This window comes from Pseudomonas sp. LAMO17WK12:I5 (assembly GCF_900215165.1).
Lineage (GTDB): Bacteria > Pseudomonadota > Gammaproteobacteria > Pseudomonadales > Pseudomonadaceae > Aquipseudomonas > Aquipseudomonas putida_A.
Genome location: NZ_OBDS01000005.1, coordinates 155,197 through 172,491, shown reverse-complemented (window position 1 = coordinate 172,491; position 17,295 = coordinate 155,197). Strand labels below are relative to the sequence as shown.

General features: G+C 62.5%; 17 protein-coding genes. 11 read left to right on the top strand and 6 right to left on the bottom strand.

Annotated elements, in window-relative coordinates:
- Positions 1-8 precede the first annotated feature (8 nt).
- Both CRO59_RS10410 and CRO59_RS10405 read right to left on the bottom strand, forming a co-directional pair.
- On the bottom strand, positions 9-956 hold the full coding sequence (locus tag CRO59_RS10410; RefSeq protein WP_097087260.1) for a FecR domain-containing protein: 948 nt from the start codon (positions 954-956) through the stop codon (positions 9-11).
- The gene (locus CRO59_RS10405) at positions 953-1,462 is read right to left on the bottom strand and encodes a sigma-70 family RNA polymerase sigma factor (RefSeq protein WP_027613691.1); all 510 of its coding nucleotides are present in this window, start codon (positions 1,460-1,462) and stop codon (positions 953-955) included. Before CRO59_RS10405 ends, CRO59_RS10410 begins: the two co-directional genes overlap by 4 nt.
- A gap of 295 nt (positions 1,463-1,757) precedes the next feature.
- On the opposite strand from CRO59_RS10405, the gene CRO59_RS10400 reads away from it, so the two are divergent.
- The 4 genes from CRO59_RS10400 (at position 1,758) to CRO59_RS10385 (ending at position 6,973) form a co-directional block, all read left to right on the top strand.
- Positions 1,758-3,476 (top strand): hydrogenase maturation protein, encoded by a 1,719-nt coding sequence (locus CRO59_RS10400; RefSeq protein WP_097087259.1) that lies wholly within the window; start codon positions 1,758-1,760, stop codon positions 3,474-3,476.
- 308 nt (positions 3,477-3,784) lie between these two features.
- Entirely contained in the window at positions 3,785-4,648 is an 864-nt protein-coding gene (locus tag CRO59_RS10395) for a LysR family transcriptional regulator (protein WP_045122483.1), read from the top strand.
- Positions 4,649-4,760: 112 nt separating this feature from the next.
- The gene (locus CRO59_RS10390; RefSeq protein WP_097087258.1) at positions 4,761-5,906 is read left to right on the top strand and encodes an SRPBCC family protein; all 1,146 of its coding nucleotides are present in this window, start codon (positions 4,761-4,763) and stop codon (positions 5,904-5,906) included.
- Positions 5,903-6,973 carry an SMP-30/gluconolactonase/LRE family protein gene (locus CRO59_RS10385; protein ID WP_097087257.1) on the top strand — a complete coding sequence of 357 codons (1,071 nt, stop codon included), beginning with the start codon at positions 5,903-5,905 and terminating at the stop codon, positions 6,971-6,973. The genes CRO59_RS10390 and CRO59_RS10385 overlap by 4 nt, the downstream gene beginning before the upstream one ends.
- 107 nt (positions 6,974-7,080) lie before the next feature.
- Here CRO59_RS10385 and CRO59_RS28735 read toward each other — a convergent pair whose 3' ends face one another.
- Positions 7,081-7,245: a hypothetical protein gene (locus CRO59_RS28735; RefSeq protein ID WP_166495921.1), complete on the bottom strand. Its 165-nt coding sequence runs from the start codon at positions 7,243-7,245 to the stop codon at positions 7,081-7,083.
- Positions 7,246-7,353: 108 nt separating this feature from the next.
- Positions 7,354-7,596 carry a DUF465 domain-containing protein gene (locus tag CRO59_RS10375; protein WP_027613686.1) on the bottom strand — a complete coding sequence of 81 codons (243 nt, stop codon included), beginning with the start codon at positions 7,594-7,596 and terminating at the stop codon, positions 7,354-7,356.
- Positions 7,597-7,800: 204 nt separating this feature from the next.
- Between CRO59_RS10375 and CRO59_RS10370 the strand changes: the two genes are divergently transcribed.
- Complete coding sequence (locus tag CRO59_RS10370) at positions 7,801-8,322, top strand: DUF4142 domain-containing protein (protein ID WP_097087254.1); 522 nt, start codon at positions 7,801-7,803, stop codon at positions 8,320-8,322.
- A 62-nt stretch (positions 8,323-8,384) separates the two neighbouring features.
- Here CRO59_RS10370 and CRO59_RS10365 read toward each other — a convergent pair whose 3' ends face one another.
- Positions 8,385-8,654, bottom strand: a complete 270-nt coding sequence (locus CRO59_RS10365) for a hypothetical protein (RefSeq protein ID WP_097087252.1) — start codon at positions 8,652-8,654, stop codon at positions 8,385-8,387.
- 304 nt (positions 8,655-8,958) lie between these two features.
- On the opposite strand from CRO59_RS10365, the gene CRO59_RS10360 reads away from it, so the two are divergent.
- From CRO59_RS10360 to CRO59_RS10335, 6 genes are read left to right on the top strand one after another with little or no spacing between them, the layout of a single operon-like run.
- Positions 8,959-9,756 (top strand): STAS domain-containing protein, encoded by a 798-nt coding sequence (locus CRO59_RS10360; protein WP_256578402.1) that lies wholly within the window; start codon positions 8,959-8,961, stop codon positions 9,754-9,756.
- 4 nt (positions 9,757-9,760) lie between these two features.
- Positions 9,761-10,123 (top strand): STAS domain-containing protein, encoded by a 363-nt coding sequence (locus CRO59_RS10355; RefSeq protein WP_027613682.1) that lies wholly within the window; start codon positions 9,761-9,763, stop codon positions 10,121-10,123.
- Complete coding sequence (locus tag CRO59_RS10350) at positions 10,120-10,524, top strand: anti-sigma regulatory factor (RefSeq protein WP_027613681.1); 405 nt, start codon at positions 10,120-10,122, stop codon at positions 10,522-10,524. Before CRO59_RS10355 ends, CRO59_RS10350 begins: the two co-directional genes overlap by 4 nt.
- Positions 10,521-11,531: an ATP-binding protein gene (locus tag CRO59_RS10345; protein WP_097087483.1), complete on the top strand. Its 1,011-nt coding sequence runs from the start codon at positions 10,521-10,523 to the stop codon at positions 11,529-11,531. The genes CRO59_RS10350 and CRO59_RS10345 overlap by 4 nt, the downstream gene beginning before the upstream one ends.
- Positions 11,524-12,399: a sensor histidine kinase KdpD gene (locus CRO59_RS10340; protein ID WP_097087250.1), complete on the top strand. Its 876-nt coding sequence runs from the start codon at positions 11,524-11,526 to the stop codon at positions 12,397-12,399. Before CRO59_RS10345 ends, CRO59_RS10340 begins: the two co-directional genes overlap by 8 nt.
- Positions 12,389-14,332: a response regulator gene (locus CRO59_RS10335; RefSeq protein WP_097087248.1), complete on the top strand. Its 1,944-nt coding sequence runs from the start codon at positions 12,389-12,391 to the stop codon at positions 14,330-14,332. The genes CRO59_RS10340 and CRO59_RS10335 overlap by 11 nt, the downstream gene beginning before the upstream one ends.
- Positions 14,333-14,527: 195 nt before the next feature.
- On the opposite strand, the gene CRO59_RS10330 is transcribed toward CRO59_RS10335, so the two are convergent.
- The gene (locus tag CRO59_RS10330) at positions 14,528-17,161 is read right to left on the bottom strand and encodes an excinuclease ABC subunit UvrA (protein ID WP_097087246.1); all 2,634 of its coding nucleotides are present in this window, start codon (positions 17,159-17,161) and stop codon (positions 14,528-14,530) included.
- Between the last annotated feature and the right edge of the window lie 134 nt (positions 17,162-17,295).

Here is a 17,295-nt window from a genome sequence, read left to right as displayed (position 1 = left end):
TTATGACGCTATAACCGCGCGCCGATGCTGACCCAATAGGGGTTGTGCCAAGTGACGCGGATCGGCAGCGAGCGCTCCAGCAGTTGCAGGGTGCGGTCACTGTCATCGAGCGGATAGAGGCCGCTCAGGCGCAGATCGGCCACTTCGGGACTCAGGTGCAGAATGCCCCGGCGGTAGCGGCGCAGGCTGTCGATCACTTCACTCAGCGGCCGGTCGCGCACTTCCAGACGACCTTGCACCCATGCGCTTTCCTGACCGGTGCTGCGCTCCAAAGCGAGAATGTCCTGAGCGTTGAACAGCAGGCTCTCCCCCGCCTCCACCACTTGCCGCGCACCACCAGCGGTGACCACTTCGACCTGCGAATGCAGCATCACCAGCCGCGTAGAATCGTCGCCCTGTTGCACCAGAAATTTCGTCCCTAGCGCCCGCATCCGCCCATGTTCGGTCTCGACCACGAACGGCCGCGCGGGATCCCTGGCCACATCCACCAACAACTCACCCGAGCGCAACGCCAGCAAGCGTTGAGTCGCATCGAATTGCGCCACCACCCGCGTCCGCGCATTCAGGCTCAGCGCACTGCCATCCTCGAGAGTGAAATCGCGCCGCTCGCCGGTGCCGGTCGCCAACTCCCCCGCTTCCGGCAGCCAGCCATAGCGGCGCCCGAGCAACCCGGCCAGCACCGCGATGCCGAGCACGCTCAAGCTGCCACTGACAAAGCGCCGCCGGCTCGACGGCGCATTCAGGCTGTGCAGCAGACTGTTGCGCGGCAGCCCGCGCAAGGTCGGATTACGCAGCAGGTTAAGGCCGCCGCCCATTTGCTCGATGATCCGCTGGTGCCTCGGGTCGGCCGCGCGCCACGCTTCGAACGCCGCACGCTCGCCAGCGCTGGCCTCGCCGGACTGCAACAGCGCCATCCACTGCGCCGCCTCGTCGATCACCGCTTCGTCCGGCCTCATGCCTGCATCGCCTGATAGCAGCGTTTGAATGCCTCGACCATGTATTGCTGCACCCGACTGGTGGAAACCCCGAGCCGTTCGCCGATTTCGCTGTAGGTCAAACCGTCGAGCTGATGGTAGAGAAAAGCGGCTTTGGCCTTGGCCGACAAGCCATTGAGCAAGCGATCGACCGCCAGTAACGCCTCGATCACCAACGCGCGTTCTTCCGGTGATGGATGCACCGGTTCCGGCGCCAGCGCCAGGCTTTCCAGATAAGCGCGCTCCAGATCCTGGCGGCGCCAGCCTTCATAGACCAGCCGCCGGGCGATGGTGGTCAGCAGCGCCCGCGGCTCGCGAATGGCGCTCGGGTCCGGCAGGGCCAGCACCCGTAAAAAAGTTTCCGAGGCGATGTCCTGTGCGCTGTGCGGGCAACCCAGCGTGCGGCCAACGGCAGCGCACAGCCAGCGATAGTCCTTTTGGAACATGTGCCCAATCATCCGGTAATGCGGGTTCTGAACATCACCCATGCCTTGCTCCCTGAAACGGGTCCCACCCGCTGCGAAAAACCATCGTTCTGCCGGGATCGTCCGGCTCTTGATCAGGCGCGACTGTGCAATAGCGTTGCGGACATTTGAAGTAATTAAAAATCAGGATAAGCAAACCTTTGAGAATAAGGCGCTCCGTCGCCGCAGAAATATTGACTGACACAACGTTGACCCTGATCAGTTGCCAGCGCGCAGCCACTCTCTAATCTGCGCGCTTCATCGAACGCCAAGGACGGCTCACCGGGAGCCCGCGGCTATCCCTTCAAGGAAGAAAACCATGCGATCACTGAAGATTATTCTGCTGTCATCGGCCTTCAACGGCCTGACTCAACGCGCCTGGCTGGAACTGCGTCAGGCCGGGCACTCGCCCAGCGTCGTGGTGTTTACCGACGAGGCGTCGGTGTGCGAACAGATCGAACACAGCGGCGCCGATCTGGTGATCTGCCCGTTCCTCAAGGATCGCGTACCGCAGGCGCTGTGGAGCAATGCGCGGCGCCCGGTGGTGATCATTCACCCGGGCATCGTCGGCGATCGTGGCGCCAGCGCACTGGACTGGGCGATCACCAACGAACTGACGCGCTGGGGCGTGACCGCCCTGCAAGCGGTGGAAGAAATGGACGCCGGCCCAGTGTGGGCCACCTGCGAATTCAATCTGCCGTCGGGCTTGCGCAAGTCCGAGCTGTACAACGGGCGGGTCAGCGATGCGGCGATTCGCTGCATTCGCGAAGTGGTCGAGAAGTTCATCGACGGCTTCGTTCCGGTCGCACTGGATTACACCGACCCAAAAGTCCGGGGGCGCTTGCAGCCAAACATGAAGCAGGACGACCGCACCTTCAGCTGGCACGACTGCTCGCGCTTCATCAAACGCTGCATCGACGCCGCTGACGGCCAGCCCGGGGTCTTGGCAAGCCTGGCCGGCGGGCAGTATTACGTGTACGACGCGCACCTCGATCAGCGCACCGGCATTCCCGGCAAGATCCTCGCGGTGCATGACGACGCGGTGCTGGTCGCCACCGGCGATCACAGCCTGTGGATCGGCTCGTTGCGACGCAAACCACTGCCCGGCGAAGAGACCTTCAAGCAACCGGCGCGGCATGTGCTGGCCGGGCAACTGGACGGCGTGCCGACCCTCGACTGGTCGATCGCCAGCGAGCCGTTCAACGACGAGGCCTATCAGCCGATCCGCTACCGCGAATCCGGGCATGTCGGCGAGCTGACTTTCGAGTTCTACAACGGCGCGATGAGCACCGAACAGTGCCAGCGCATGGTTGAAGCGCTGCGCTGGGCCAAGTCTCGGGACACTCGCGTGCTGTTGATCAAGGGCGGGCGCGGCAGCTTCTCCAACGGCGTGCACCTGAACGTGATCCAGGCGGCGCAGGACCCGGGCGCTGAAGCCTGGGCGAATATTCAGGCAATCGACGATGTCTGCGCCGAACTGCTCAGCGCGCGGCAACTGGTGGTCAGCGGCGTGACCGGCAATGCCGGGGCCGGCGGCGTGATGCTCGCACTGGCTGCCGACATCGTATTTGCCCGCGCCGACATCGTGCTCAATCCGCACTACAAGAGCATGGGCCTGTATGGCTCGGAATACTGGACCTACAGCCTGCCGCGCGCCGTCGGCCCGGCGATGGCCGAGCAACTGACCCAGGCCTGCCTGCCGGTCAGTGCCACGCAGGCGCTGCAACTGGGCATGGTCCAGGAAATCGGCCCGCGCTGCCCGGATGAGTTTTCCTTGTGGTTGCTGCAACGGGCCAACGCGGCACTGACCGACCCGACCTACGCTGCCGTGCGCGAGCGCAAGTTGCGCGTGGATCAGGTGCTGATCGAGCAATGTCGGGAAAGCGAACTGCAAGAGATGCAGGAAGACATGCTCTACAACCGCAACCAGTTTGCCGAGAAGTGCAGCCACTTCGTCTACAAGCGCAAGGCCTGCGGCACGCCGGCGCGATTGGTCGAGGAATGGGCGCGGGTGCGCAAGGTTGAGTTGGCGGGTTGAGCTTCACCGCCACTACGGCCTCATCGCTGGCAAGCCAGACTCCCACAGGTTACTGCGGCGCTCACAGAACTTGTGAGCGACATAAAACCTGTGGGAGCTGGCTTGCCAGCGATGGCGGTGGGTCAGGCAATGCTGGTTTGGCAGCCAGACACCATTCGCGAGCAGGCTCGCTCCCACAGGATTTCGGGTCGTTCGCGAAATCGATGGGCCAGCGCAGGACCCTGTGGGAGTGAGCCCGCTCGCGATGAACGATGACGCGGTGGCGAGCCGGCACTTACAATGCCCGCACCTCAGACACCGGCCCGCCCATGGACATCGACCTCGCCCGCACCTTTCTGGAAATCGTCCGTCACGGCAGCCTCGCGGCGGCGGCGCAGAAGCTGTTCGTCACGCAGACGGCGATCACCGCCCGGGTGCAGAAACTCGAAAGTCAGCTGGGCAGTACGCTGTTCGTGCGCAACCGCGCCGGGGCGAAACTGACTGCCAACGGCGAGGCCTTCGTGGTCTACGCCAATCAACTGGTGCAGACCTGGGAAGCCGCACGGCGCGACCTGCCGCTGCTGGACGGCTATCACAACGTGCTGCACATCGGCGGCGAAGTCAGCCTGTGCAACCCGTTGATGCTCAGCTGGGCCGCCGAACTGCGCGAGAAGATTCCCGGCCACGCTCTGCGCATGGAAATCCGCGACGGCGAAAACCTGCTGCGCCAACTTGAACTCGGCGTGCTCGATGCCGCGCTGGTCTATCAGCCGGAGTACTGGCCCGGCCTGCAGGTCGAGCAGGTGCTGGAAGAAAAACTGATTCTGGTGCGTGCGCCGAACCGCCCGGATCCCTACGTCTACATCGACTGGGGGCCGGATTTTCGGCGCCAGCACGACGCTGCCCTGCCGGACAAGGCCAAAGCCGCGCTGAGTTTCAACCTCGGCCCGTTGGCCCTGCAATACATCCTCGAACATGGCGGCAGTGGCTACTTCCGTACCCGTGTGGTGCGCAGCTATCTGGAAACCGGCGCACTGGAAGCGGTCACCAAAGCCCCGGAATTCGGCTATCCAACCTATCTGGTGTATGCCCGCGAGCGCGACTCGGCGACGCTGCAACAGGCGTTCGATCTGCTGCGCCAGGTAATCGCCACCGATGACGACTGGTCGCAACGCTGGAACCCGCTGAGCTGAGTCGGCCGCTTTACACCGGAGCATGGCGCAACTGACCTCAAGGTGCGGCCTGCACAAACGGCCGGATCGGCTAATCTGCCGGGTATAACAACAATACCCACAGGTGAACGCAGTGAGGCAGACCACCGAGGCATTTCGCAGCCGCTATCGTGCGGCCATTCATCCGTTGTACAACCCGTGGCTGCACGGCGCCTTCGTGCTTCTGTTCGGCGTGCTGGCGATCGGCGCTTTCTGGAGCAGCGCGCATCAGGTGCAGCCGCTGGAATGGCTGAGCGTGCCGCTGACCCTGCTGCTGTTCAACTTTGGCGTGTACATGGTTCATCGCCATCTCGGTCACCACAAAAAGACCTTCGCCAAGCTGTTCTATGCGCGGCATGCCGGCGACCATCACAGCTTTTTCACCCCCGGCCACATGACGTATGACGGCGCCCGCGACTGGCGGGTGATTCTGTTTCCAGCCTGGCTGATCGTCGTGCATACACTGGTTTTTACCCTGCCGCTGTGGTGGCTGCTCGCGCAGTTCAACGCCAATGTTGCCGGACTGTTCGGCGGCTGCATGGTCCTGGGTTATCTGGCCTACGAGGTGTTTCACGCCTGCGAGCATCTACCGCCGAATAATCCGCTGACCCGCCTGCCGTGGATCCGCCAGATGCGGCATCTGCACGAACTGCATCACCGCCGCGAGTGCATGCAGGAGCGTAATTTCAATATCGTTTTTCCGCTGATGGATTACCTGTTCGGCACCCTGTACTGGGAACCGCCACCCGCCCCGTTGCGCTATTCGAGATCGCCCATGACCCGCATGCAGCACCAGATCGATATCGCCGGCGAACCGATCGCCGTGCTCCGCTACGCCGCCAGCGTCAACCACTGGCCCGAGTGGCACCCGTCGTCGCTGAAAATCGACGGCCCGCAAGGCCCGCTGCATGCCGGCGCGCGTTTCGAAGAAGACATTCATGCCGGCGGGCGCGCCGGCCATTTGCGCTGGGAGGTCACCGAGTATCTGCCCGGTCGCCGCTGGTGCGCCAAGGCGCGGGGCGATCATGGCTTGTCGCTGTTGCTGACCTACGAGTGCGCGGCGCAAGGCGACGGCACGCGGTTCGTGCGCACTCTGGATTACCGGTTCGATGGCCTTGGCATGCGCCTGGCCAATCTGCTGCTACTCAAGCGCCGCATCGAACGTGAATCGGCGACCTCGATGCAGGCCCTGCGCGACATGGCGCTCAGGCACCTGACGCTGACGGGGCACCTTTCATGAAGCGTCTGCTGTTATTGCTGGTGATCCTCGTCATCGCGTTTCTGCTGCTGATGCCGACCAAGGTGCAGCCGGTGGCGTGGAAACCGCCAGCGGCGCCGTCACTGAACGAAGGGGTCTACGCGGAAAACCAGCGGCTCAAGGCCGTCGAACAGGTTGGCCCGAGCGACATCGACGGCCCCGAAGCACTGCTGCTGGAGGGCGATTACCTGATCACTGGCCTGCATGACGGGCGACTGGTCCGCACCAGCCTCGATGGCAAAACGCGCAAAGTGCTGAGCGACACTGGCGGCCGGCCGCTGGGCTTGGCGCGGCATCCCAATGGTTTGCTGGTGATTGCCGACGGGGTCAAGGGTCTGCTGTCGCTCGACGCCCAGGGTCAGTTGATTCCTCTGACCACCGAGGCCAATGGCCTGCCTTTCGGTTTTACTGACGACGTGGCGATCGACAAGTCCGGGCACTACGCCTATTTCAGCGATGCCAGCAGCCGCTGGGGTTACGGGCATGACGGTGAGGCGATCATTGAACATGGCGGTGACGGGCGCCTGCTGCGCTATGACTTTCAGACCGGCAAGACCAGTGTGCTGCTGGACAAACTGCAGTTCGCCAACGGCGTGACCCTCGGCCCGGATGACGCTTATGTGCTGGTCAACGAAACCGGCGCCTATCGCATCAGCCGTTACTGGCTGACGGGACCCAAGGCCGACACCCATGACCTGTTCATCGACAACCTGCCCGGCCTGCCGGACAACCTCGCGTTCAATGGCAGCAACCGCTTCTGGGTCGCGCTGTACGCACCGCGCAGTGCCTTGCTCGATCGGACCGCCGGGCATCCGCTGCTGCGCAAGATGATAGTGCGCGCGCTGACGGTGCTGCCAAAACCGGTGGAGAAACGCGGGTTCGTCCTGGGGCTGGATCTTGAGGGCAAGGTGATCGCCAATCTGCAGGACGCCAGCAGCGGCAATTACTCTCCGATCACCACAGCGCGCGAGTATGGGGACTGGTTGTATCTGGGGTCGCTGAAGGCTACGCACATGGCGCGATTGCCGTTGGCGGACGCGTTGAAGTGAGCCTGCTGGTTTTGTGTTAGATCAACTGACGTCATCGCGAGCAGGCTCACTCCTACAGTTGACCGCATTCCAACTGTAGGAGTGAGCCTGCTCGCGATAGCGGACTGTCAGTTACCGGATCTGTCGAACTTGTCCGGATCTTCGTCTTCAGGAAGATCTTCGTCCGGCTCTTCGGGAAAAGTGGTGGTGTGTGCCGGGCTGTTGGGCTCAGGGTGAGTAGGAACCGGGTCGAAACCGCCCTGCTCTTCACTGGGGAATCTGGGTGTGTTCATGTGGCACCTCGCAAAGAGTCGCTGAGTGAAGACTCTGTACATTCGAGGTGCCGGTCAGGGGCTGCGTTCAGTCATTTCACCATTTTGAAGCGGTGAAGCGACTGACGGTCAGGATCGAGCCTGTAACTGCGCGACGATCTTGTCTTTGACCTGCAAGCGTTTCTCTTTGAGTTTCTTCAGGGTGTCATCGCTGGGCGCATCCGAGGTCGCCGTCTCGGCCTTGACTACTTCGGCGTCCGCCTGGGAATACTTGTTGATCAGTGCATCCAGAAATGGATCCTCGGTGCGTTTTTGCTGGACCTCTTCCTTCGTTAGCTTCAAGTCCTGATACAGGTCATGAGTCACCGGCATGGAACACCTCCGTCAGTTGATCGGCAACCAACGCGACCGATTGCGCTGGCAGTTATCAGAATGGCCTTGGTCGGGCCGTTCTGTCGACCACCTGTCAGACCAGCGGTTGCCGTTCGTCGCCCTGTCGGAAACGCGATCAAACCTTTTTCCGCTGTGCTCCCTCCATTGCATAACTTCAACAAAAACCTGTGTGGAGATACATCAATGGACGGATTCAACCTGCGTCATCTCGTTCTGGCTGTCGCTCTGAGCAGCGGCATGGGCAGTGCCTTCGCCGCCACTTCCAACGACTTCGTCGACAACGCCGCTGCCGGTGGCATCGCGGAGATCGAGACCAGTCGCCTCGCCCTGGAAAAAAGTCAGTCGGCCGACATCAAGGCGTTCGCCAACATGATGATCACCGACCACAGCAAGGCCAACGACGAACTGGCCAGCATTGCCAAGGCCAATGACATCGAAGTCCCGGACACCACGACTCTGGTCAAGCAGGCCAAGGAAAAGATCCTCGACATGCGCGATGAGTCCTTCGACGCGGCCTACGCCAACAACCAGGTCAAGGCCCACGAAGAAACCATCGAACTGTTCAAGAAAGAAGCCAACACCGTGACCGACGACAAAGTCAAAGGCGCCCCCGAACTGAAGGCCTTCGCACAGAAAATGTTGCCGGCGCTGGAAAAACACCTGACCGCGGCCAAAGAGCTGCAAGCCAAGCACCCGAGCAAGTAACCCGGGCGCTGTACAGCAAAAGGCCGCATTGATTAATGCGGCCTTTTGTCGTTTCAGTGCGATCAACCGCCGTCAGTATCGATGTCGGCATCGGTTTCTTCACCGGGCTTCGGGCGATCGGGCTCAGGTTCGAAACCGGGGCTGAACTCGTTGTCGTTGTCGGTGTGTTTGTTCTTCTGGTCCACCGCAGGGTCAGCGCTCTGGACCTGTTCGCTCTCGCCCTTCGGCGGGATTGGCGGGCTCTGCCCCGGCACTTGCGGATCGATGGCCGGGTCGTTGCGATTGATCGGTTCGGCGTCCGGTTTCTGCTGCTGTTGCGATTGCTCGTTCATAGCCACCTCGTTTTTCAATGCTGGCGCGACTCAGACCCGTCGGCCTTGTATATTCGAAGCCGCTACGGTGCCAACGTTCAAAACATCGCTGGTTTGAAGGGCGCCGACTAGAGTTACCGGGGCATTTCTTGCGCCGGATCAAAAATATCCCTGAGCAACCGAACAACTATTTTGAACGGCAAAGGTCACTGACTTCGCACCGGTCACTTTTTACAGAACCGGCCCCAATACGCTACGGAGCAACAGGCACATGGCAGCACTGCAGAACAGCACATTCGATGCGATGAAAAACAAATAACCACAACTGCTGAGCGAATGGATCAACGGCCTGGAAGCCAGCGGCGCCACCCGCAACCTCAAAGACCATGACCTGCAACAGCAGACCAGCGAATTCCTGCAACTGGTGATCAATGGCCTGCAGGATGACAACGGCACCAACATCAATGCGCCGGGTTGGGAAGCCACCCGCCAGTTCCTCGAAAAGCTCTCCCACAGCCGTGCCCAGCTCGGTCAGGATTCGCAACAGACCGCCAGTTTCATCTTCGCCCTGAAGGGCCCGCTGTTTACCCTGCTGCAAGCGCACTATAAAGAACAGCCAGCGCTGCTCGCCGAACAACTCTGGGAAATCTCCGAACTGTTCGACGCCTTCGGCATGCACACCATCCGCACCTTCCAGAAGTCCCGTGAAGCGGTGATCAAACGCCAACAGGAAGAACTGCTGGAGCTCTCCACGCCGGTGGTCAAACTGTGGGACGGCGTACTCGCGCTGCCGATGATCGGCACCCTCGATTCGCAACGTACCCAAGTGGTGATGGAGTCCTTGCTGCAACGCATCGTCGACACCGGTTCGGAAATCGCCATCATCGACATCACCGGCGTCCCGACCGTCGACACCCTGGTCGCGCAGCATCTGCTGAAAACCGTGACCGCGATTCGCCTGATGGGTGCCGACTGCATCATCAGCGGCGTGCGTCCGCAAATCGCCCAGACCATCGTCCACCTGGGCCTCGACCTGCAGGGCGTGGTGACCAAGGCCAATCTGGCCGACGCACTGAAGCTCGCCCTCTCCCGCCTGGGCATCAGCCTCGGCAAAGCGGTCTGAGCCGATGGAACGTATCCCGATTCTTCAAATGGGCAAGTTCCTGCTGGTGACCATTCAGGTCGACATGCATGACCAACTCGCCCTCACCTTGCAGGACGACTTGTCCGAGCGCATCAGCAAGACCTCGGCGCGTGGCGTGCTGATCGACATCTCGGCGCTGGACATGGTCGACTCGTTCATTGGCCGGATGATCAGCACCATCTCCGGGCTGTCGAAAATCATGGACGCCGAAACCATGCTGGTCGGCATGCAACCCGCCGTGGCGATCACCCTGGTCGAACTCGGTTTGACCCTGCCGGGTGTCAGCACCGCACTGAACGTCGAGCGCGGGATGAAACTGCTGCAGGAACGAGTAAACCGGCAATGACCGTACGCAGCAGCGGTACTCAACCCATCCATATCGAGCAGGATGTCGTGCTCGCACGCCAGACCGCCCGCAAACTGGCCACCGAATGCGGCATGCGCCTGATCGATCTGACCAAAATGGTCACGGCGGTCAGCGAACTGGCCCGCAACACCATGGTGTACGGTGGCGGCGGCGACATGGACTGGCAGATTCTCGATGAAGATCATAAGGTCGGGCTGCGCTTGACGTTCCGCGACGAAGGCCCCGGTATTGCCGATATCAAACTGGCGATGACCGACGGCTGGACCTCCGGCAGCGGCATGGGCCTGGGCCTGACCGGGGCAAAACGCCTGGTCGAGGAGTTCGAACTGGACACCGCGCCGGGCAAGGGCACGCGAATAACGATCACCCGATGGACATGAATATCGCAGGGTCACTGACCCAGGTGCTGCTGATCGAAGACAGCAGCCAGATCGGCCATGCCCGGCGCACCGCGCAACGGCTCGCCGAGCAACACGGTTTTGATGCAACCGATGCCGGGCGGGTAGCGCTGGTCGCCACCGAACTGGCCAGCAACGTGCTCAAGCACGCCAGCCGCGGCGAAGTTCACCTGCGCCTGTTGCCGCGCCCCGGCGGATTCGGCATCGAGATGCTCGCGGTCGATCGCGCACAGGGCTTTGATCTGGACGCCTGCCTGACCGATGGTTTTTCCACCGGTGGCACCCAGGGTATCGGTCTGGGTGCCGTGGCGCGGCAGACCGAGGTCTTCGACGTGCACGCCGACGCCCGTGGCGCGGTGCTGCTGGCGCGTCTTTATCCGCGCAACGACCGCCAACCGGACTTGCGCTACGGCGTCAGCCAGCACTCGTTGCACAACGACCCAGCGTGCGGCGATACCTGGCACCTGGCGTACAACGGCGCGAATGTCAGCGCGCTGATCATCGACGGCCTCGGCCACGGAGAGGATGCCGAACGCGCGGCCAAGGCCGGCGAGCGGGTGTTCGCCGAGACTCCGTTCGCCAGTCCGGTGCTGCTGATGGAGGATATGCACCGCGACATGATCGGCAGCCGTGGCGGCGCCGCCGCGTTCGCCCAGTTCAATGCCGCCCGCGACGGCCTGACCTTTACTGGCGTGGGCAACATCGGCGCCAGCCTGCTCACCGCCGACAAGTCGCGCGGGCTGGCCTCGCACCCTGGCATCGTCGGCGGTCAATACCGAAAAGCCCAGCCCTTTGACTATGCTCACGTGAACGGACATCTATTGATCATGTACAGCGACGGCCTGCAGTCCCGTTGGAATCTTCAAGACTACCCCGGTCTGGTGCACCGCCATCCCGCCGTGATAGCCAGCGTCCTGCACCGCGACTTCTGTCGCGGGCGCGACGACGTCACGGTACTGGTCGTTGCCCTGGAGGCCGCCCATGGCTGAGTCGCCAACCCTGAATGCCGCCGAACAGGCTGCGCTGATCGCCCGATTGCAGAGCGAGACCGCCGCCCTGCGCGCAGAACTCGACGAGACCAACCAGGGCGTGCTGGCGCTCTACGCCGAACTCGACACCCAGGCGGAAGAACTGAGGCAGGCTTCGGACCTGAAAAGCCGCTTTCTGTCGTACATGAGCCATGAGTTCCGCACCCCGCTCGGCTCGATCCTCAGCATCAACAGCCTGCTGGCTGACGAACTCGACGGCCCGCTCAGCCCCGAGCAGCACAAGCAGGTGGCGTTCGTCAGCAGCGCCGCCCGCGAACTCAGCGACATGGTCGATGACTTGCTCGATCTGGCGAAGATCGAAGCCGGACGGATCACTATTTCCCCCGCATGGTTCGACATGTTCGACCTGTTCTCCGCCCTGCGCGGGATGTTCCGGCCGATCGTCGATGCGTCGGCGGTGGACCTGATTTTCGAAGAGCCGGTCGGCCTGCCACGCCTGTACACCGACGACAAAAAACTCGGGCAGATTCTGCGCAACTTCATTTCCAACTCGCTGAAATTCACCACCCGCGGTGAAGTGCGGGTTTCGGCGCGCCTGGAAGGCTCGGACAAAGTACGTTTTGCCGTCAGCGACACCGGTATCGGTATCGCGCCGGAGCTGCACGGTGCATTGTTCGAGGACTTCTCCCAGGTCGACTCGCCGCTGCAGAAACGTCTGCGCGGCACCGGCCTCGGCTTGTCCTTGTGCAAGCGCTTCGCTGCCCTGCTCGGCGGCGAGGTCGGGATGGACAGCAAGCCGGGGGTCGGATCGACCTTTTTCGTGATCATTCCACTGGCGCTCGCCCTGGAGAACGTCGATGAAACGTGACATCCGTCTATTGATCGTCGACGACAACGCCGCCACCCGCTACGCCTTGCGCCGGCGCCTGGAGCGCCATGACTACGAGGTGCTGGAGGCCGGCACCGGCAGCGAAGGCCTGGCGCTGATCGCGAGCGAGGTACTTGATGCACTGATCCTCGACGTCAACCTGCCGGACATGAGCGGCTTCGACATTGTGCGCATCCTGCGCGCCGATGCACACACCGCGCTGCTGCCGGTGATCCACGTGTCTGCGGCGTCGATCCAGACGGGGGACATCATCACCGGCCTCGATGCCGGGGCGGATGCCTACCTGATTCACCCGGTAGACCCGGACGTGCTATTGGCGACCCTGCGCACTCTGCTGCGGGTACGCGATACCGAAAACGCGCTGCGCGAGAGTGAGGCCCGCTTCCGCGAGATTTTCGTCAACGTCTCGGCGCCGATTGCCGTGCTCGATGCCAACCTGAAAGTGCATGAATGCAACCACGCCTTCACGCAGATGATTCAAGACAACCGCAACCCGGAAACGCTCAGCGAGTGCTTTGATCAAGACCAGGGCGCGATCCTCAACGAGTTGCGCCTGCGGCTGGTCGATGGCGAGCGCTGGAAAGGCACGTTGAACATGCGCGTACAGGGCGAGGTTCGCGAAACCGAGTGGCAGATTTCGCCATATCGCACGCCGCAGCTGAGCCTGGTATTCGTCGAAGACGTCACCGAGCATCGCCACCGCGAGCGCTCGCACCTGGCACAGCTGGACGACACCACCACGCAACTGGCCAAGGAAGTCGCCGAGCGGGTGCGCGCCGAATCGCAGTTGCTGCAAGTGCAGAAGATGGACGCCCTGGGCAAGCTCACCGGAGGCATTGCCCACGATTTCAACAATCTGCTGACCGGGATCATCACCAGCCTCGAACTGATCCAGAAACGCATGGCCGATGCGCGTCCGGACAAGGTGCAGTTCTACGCCGAAGCCGCACTGAATTCGGCGATGAGTGCGGCGTCCCTCACTCATCGTCTGCTGGCCTTCGCCCGCCAACAGCCACTGGATACCCGGCCGGTGGACATCAATGAGCAGGTGCGCTCGCTGGAAGAATTGCTGATGCGCACCATCGGCGAACGCATCACCCTCAAGCTTGAACTGACCAACAAACCGGCGATTGCCCTGGTCGACCCGGTACAGCTGGAAAGCGCGGTGCTGAATCTGGTCATCAACGCCCGGGATGCGCTGCCCCGAGGCGGCAATATCTGGGTCAACACCTATGCCGCGTATTCCCACGGCGACCCGAACATGGCCGATGGTGCGTATGTCGCGCTGTCGGTGCGCGATGACGGCACCGGTATCGAGCACAGTGTGATCGACAAGGTGTTCGATCCGTTCTTCACCACCAAACCGCTGGGCCAGGGTACGGGTCTGGGTTTGTCGACGATTTACGGTTTCGCCCGCCAGTCCGGTGGCGATGCGCACATCCGCAGCGTGGCACGGCGTGGCACCGAAGTGACCATCATGCTGCCGGCGACGAACGACCCGACCGGCGCCGACATCCCGGCGCCGAAGGTAGATCCGCAGGGTGCCGGCGAGCATGTCCTGATTGTCGAGGACATGCCGGCAGTGCGCATGTTCGTCACCGAAGTGCTGGAAGACGCAGGTTATCGCTGCACGCAGGCGGCGGATATCGAAACCGCGCTGGAGCGCTTGCAGAATGATCCGACGATCGACCTGCTGCTGAGCGACGTCGGTCTGCCGCGCATGAGCGGCCGGGAACTGGCGGACGTGGCGCGGGGCTGGCGTGAAAGCCTGCCGATTCTGTTCATGACCGGTTATGCCGAGACGGCAATCAATCGCCAGGTGTTCCTCGGTAGCGGCATGGAAATGCTGGTCAAGCCGTTCCAGATCAGCGAACTGCTGGACAAGGTCCGCCGCACGCTTGATGGTGCCTGATACACCGCCATCAGGTTGCTCGGTTGAGAACACAGACCCTGTAGGAGTGAGCCTGCTCGCGATGGCGTCAGGTCAGTCAATTCATTTCTGGCTGACACTCCGCTATCGCGAGCAGGCTCACTCCTACAAGGGATTGCGGTGTGACATCTTCCGAGTACACCGCAGCCCCCTGTGGGGCCAGTAGGAACGGCGTCGCTATCGGCTCAAGGCCCGGGCCAGAAACGGTGCGGTTCGGCTCTTCTTGCTCGCGGCAACTTTCTGCGGCGTGCCGGCGGCGACGATTTTGCCGCCCTTATCCCCGGCCCCCGGGCCGATGTCGATCACCCAGTCACTCTGCGCCACCACGCGCATTTCATGTTCGACCACGATCACCGTGTGCCCGGCCGTGACCAGCGTATCCAGTTGCTCCAACAACCGATCGACGTCCCGCGGATGCAGCCCGGTGGTCGGTTCATCCAGCACATACAGGGTCGCGCCGCGCTGATTGCGCTGCAATTCTGTCGCCAGTTTGATCCGTTGTGCTTCACCACCGGACAACTCCGTGGCCGGTTGCCCAAGCCGCAGATAACCGAGGCCGATGTCACGCAGCACCTCCAATGAACGGCGAATCCCCGGCTGCTCGCTGAACACTTCTACCGCCTCTTCCACGGTCAGTTGCAGCACCTGCGCAATGCTCAAGCCTTGCCACTGAATCGCCAGGGTCTGCGGGTTGTAGCGCGCGCCATGACAGGTCGGGCACGGCGCATACACGCTCGGCATGAACAGCAACTCGACGCTGACAAAACCTTCACCCTCGCAGGTCGGGCAACGCCCCTTGGCGACGTTGAAGGAAAACTGCCCGGCGTCATACCCCGCCGCCCGTGCCTCGGGCGTGGCGGCGAACAGTTTGCGCACGTTGTCGAACAGCCCGGTGTAGGTCGCCAGATTCGAACGTGGCGTGCGGCCGATGGGTTTCTGATCGACCTGCACCAGGCGCTTGATCGACTCCAACCCCGCAGTCACCTGACCAGTGCTGGCCTGCGGCGCATCGTCTTCGAGGCTGAGCTCTTCCGGCTCGTCCTCAACCAGCGGCCGCCCGAGTTGCGCGCCGACCAGTTCGAGCAACGCCTGACTGACCAGACTCGACTTGCCCGAACCGGAAACCCCGGTGACCGAGGTGAAGCAGCCCAAGGGAAATTCAGCGCTGAGGTTGTGCAGGTTATTGCGGCTGATGCCATCGAGTTTCAGCCAACCGCTCGGCTTGCGCGCGGTGCGGGTCTGCCGCTGGCTCTCGGCAAACAGATAGGCGCGGGTCTGCGATTCGTCGATCTCGGCCAGCCCGGCCGGAGGGCCGCTGTACAACACCCGCCCACCCTTCTCTCCCGCTGCCGGGCCGACATCGATCAGCCAGTCGGCACGGCGCATGGTTTCCAGATCGTGCTCGACCACAAACAGCGTATTGCCGTCAGCCTTCAGCCGCTGCAAGGCTTCGAACAGCGCCTCGCCATCGGCCGGATGCAGACCGGCGGATGGCTCGTCGAGCACATAGATCACGCCGAACAGTTGCGAACCCAATTGCGTCGCCAGGCGCAGGCGTTGCAGCTCGCCGGACGACAACGTCGGCGTGCTGCGCTCCAGCGCCAGATAACCGAGGCCCAGATCGGTCAGGGTGCTGACCCGCTCCAGCAAGTCCTCAGCGATCCGCTGCGCTGCCAGGCGTTTTTCCAGCGACAGGTTCGGCGTGTGGCGCACGTCCGGCGCACCGGCGTGGCCGCTGGCACCGTGGGCCACGCGCTGCTGGCGCGCCTCGCGGGTTTGCGCATGGCTGAGGGTTTCGCCGCTTTCTTCGGCCTGCTGCAGATAGGTCGCCGCAGCCACGGGTTTCAATACTTCGGCCACTTGCAGCAGTGGCATCTGCGACAGTTCACCGATGTCGTAACCGGCAAAGGTCACCGACAACGCTTCACGCTTCAGGCGTTTGCCGTCGCACAACGGGCACGGGCTGCCGAGCATGAACTGCGAAACGCGCTTCTTCATCAACGCACTTTGCGAATGGGTAAAGGTGTGCAGGATGTAGCGGCGGGCACCGGTGAAGGTGCCCTGATAACTCGGTTCCATCTTGCGCTTGAGGGCGACCCGGGTTTCCTCCGGGGTCAGCCCGGCGTACACCGGCACGGTCGGGGTTTCTTCGGTGAACAGAATCCAGTCACGCTGCTTTTTCGGCAGTTTCTTCCAGGGGATATCGACGTCGATGCCCATGGTCACGAGGATGTCGCGCAGGTTCTGCCCCTGCCACGCCAGCGGCCAGGACGCCACGGCGCGTTGGCGGATGGTCAGGTTCGGATCGGGCACCATCAGCGCCTCGGTCACCTCGTAGACCCGGCCCAGACCGTGGCACTCCGGGCACGCGCCTTGCGGGGTGTTCGGCGAGAAATCCTCGGCGTAGAGCATCGGTTGCCCCGGCGGGTAACTGCCGGCGCGGGAATAGAGCATGCGGATCAGGCTCGACAAGGTGGTCACGCTGCCCACCGACGAACGCGTGCTCGGCGTACCCCGCTGCTGTTGCAGGGCCACGGCGGGCGGCAGGCCTTCGATGGAATCGACATCCGGCACCCCGACCTGATCGATCAGCCGCCGCGCATACGGCGCCACTGACTCGAAATAACGCCGTTGGGCTTCAGCGTACAACGTTGAAAACGCCAGCGACGACTTGCCCGAACCCGAAACCCCGGTGAACACCACCAGCGCGTCGCGAGGGATATCGACGTCGACATTCTTCAGATTGTGTTCGCGGGCGCCACGCACCCGGACCATGCCGGTAGGTGCTTTGGAATTACGCTTGGAAGTCATTGGCTGTCCCTGCAGAAAAATGGGGGTCGAAGCTGAACCCTGTGGTGAGGGGATTTATCCCCGATCGGCGGCGCAGCCGGCGCAGTTACTGCAAATTCCATATAGCTGGGAAAATGCTGGGGAGTGCTGGGGAG

Excerpts from the sequence above, each read along its gene's own strand:
- CRO59_RS10410 (WP_097087260.1), bottom strand. The coding sequence starts at position 956 with ATGAGGCCGGACGAAGCGGTGATCGACGAGGCGGCGCAGTGGATGGCG.
- CRO59_RS10405 (WP_027613691.1), bottom strand. The coding sequence starts at position 1,462 with ATGGGTGATGTTCAGAACCCGCATTACCGGATGATTGGGCACATGTTC.
- CRO59_RS10400 (WP_097087259.1), top strand. The coding sequence starts at position 1,758 with ATGCGATCACTGAAGATTATTCTGCTGTCATCGGCCTTCAACGGCCTG.
- CRO59_RS10395 (WP_045122483.1), top strand. The coding sequence starts at position 3,785 with ATGGACATCGACCTCGCCCGCACCTTTCTGGAAATCGTCCGTCACGGC.
- CRO59_RS10385 (WP_097087257.1), top strand. The coding sequence starts at position 5,903 with ATGAAGCGTCTGCTGTTATTGCTGGTGATCCTCGTCATCGCGTTTCTG.
- CRO59_RS28735 (WP_166495921.1), bottom strand. The coding sequence starts at position 7,245 with ATGAACACACCCAGATTCCCCAGTGAAGAGCAGGGCGGTTTCGACCCG.
- CRO59_RS10375 (WP_027613686.1), bottom strand. The coding sequence starts at position 7,596 with ATGCCGGTGACTCATGACCTGTATCAGGACTTGAAGCTAACGAAGGAA.
- CRO59_RS10370 (WP_097087254.1), top strand. The coding sequence starts at position 7,801 with ATGGACGGATTCAACCTGCGTCATCTCGTTCTGGCTGTCGCTCTGAGC.
- CRO59_RS10365 (WP_097087252.1), bottom strand. The coding sequence starts at position 8,654 with ATGAACGAGCAATCGCAACAGCAGCAGAAACCGGACGCCGAACCGATC.
- CRO59_RS10355 (WP_027613682.1), top strand. The coding sequence starts at position 9,761 with ATGGAACGTATCCCGATTCTTCAAATGGGCAAGTTCCTGCTGGTGACC.
- CRO59_RS10350 (WP_027613681.1), top strand. The coding sequence starts at position 10,120 with ATGACCGTACGCAGCAGCGGTACTCAACCCATCCATATCGAGCAGGAT.
- CRO59_RS10345 (WP_097087483.1), top strand. The coding sequence starts at position 10,521 with ATGAATATCGCAGGGTCACTGACCCAGGTGCTGCTGATCGAAGACAGC.
- CRO59_RS10340 (WP_097087250.1), top strand. The coding sequence starts at position 11,524 with ATGGCTGAGTCGCCAACCCTGAATGCCGCCGAACAGGCTGCGCTGATC.
- CRO59_RS10335 (WP_097087248.1), top strand. The coding sequence starts at position 12,389 with ATGAAACGTGACATCCGTCTATTGATCGTCGACGACAACGCCGCCACC.
- CRO59_RS10330 (WP_097087246.1), bottom strand. The coding sequence starts at position 17,161 with ATGACTTCCAAGCGTAATTCCAAAGCACCTACCGGCATGGTCCGGGTG.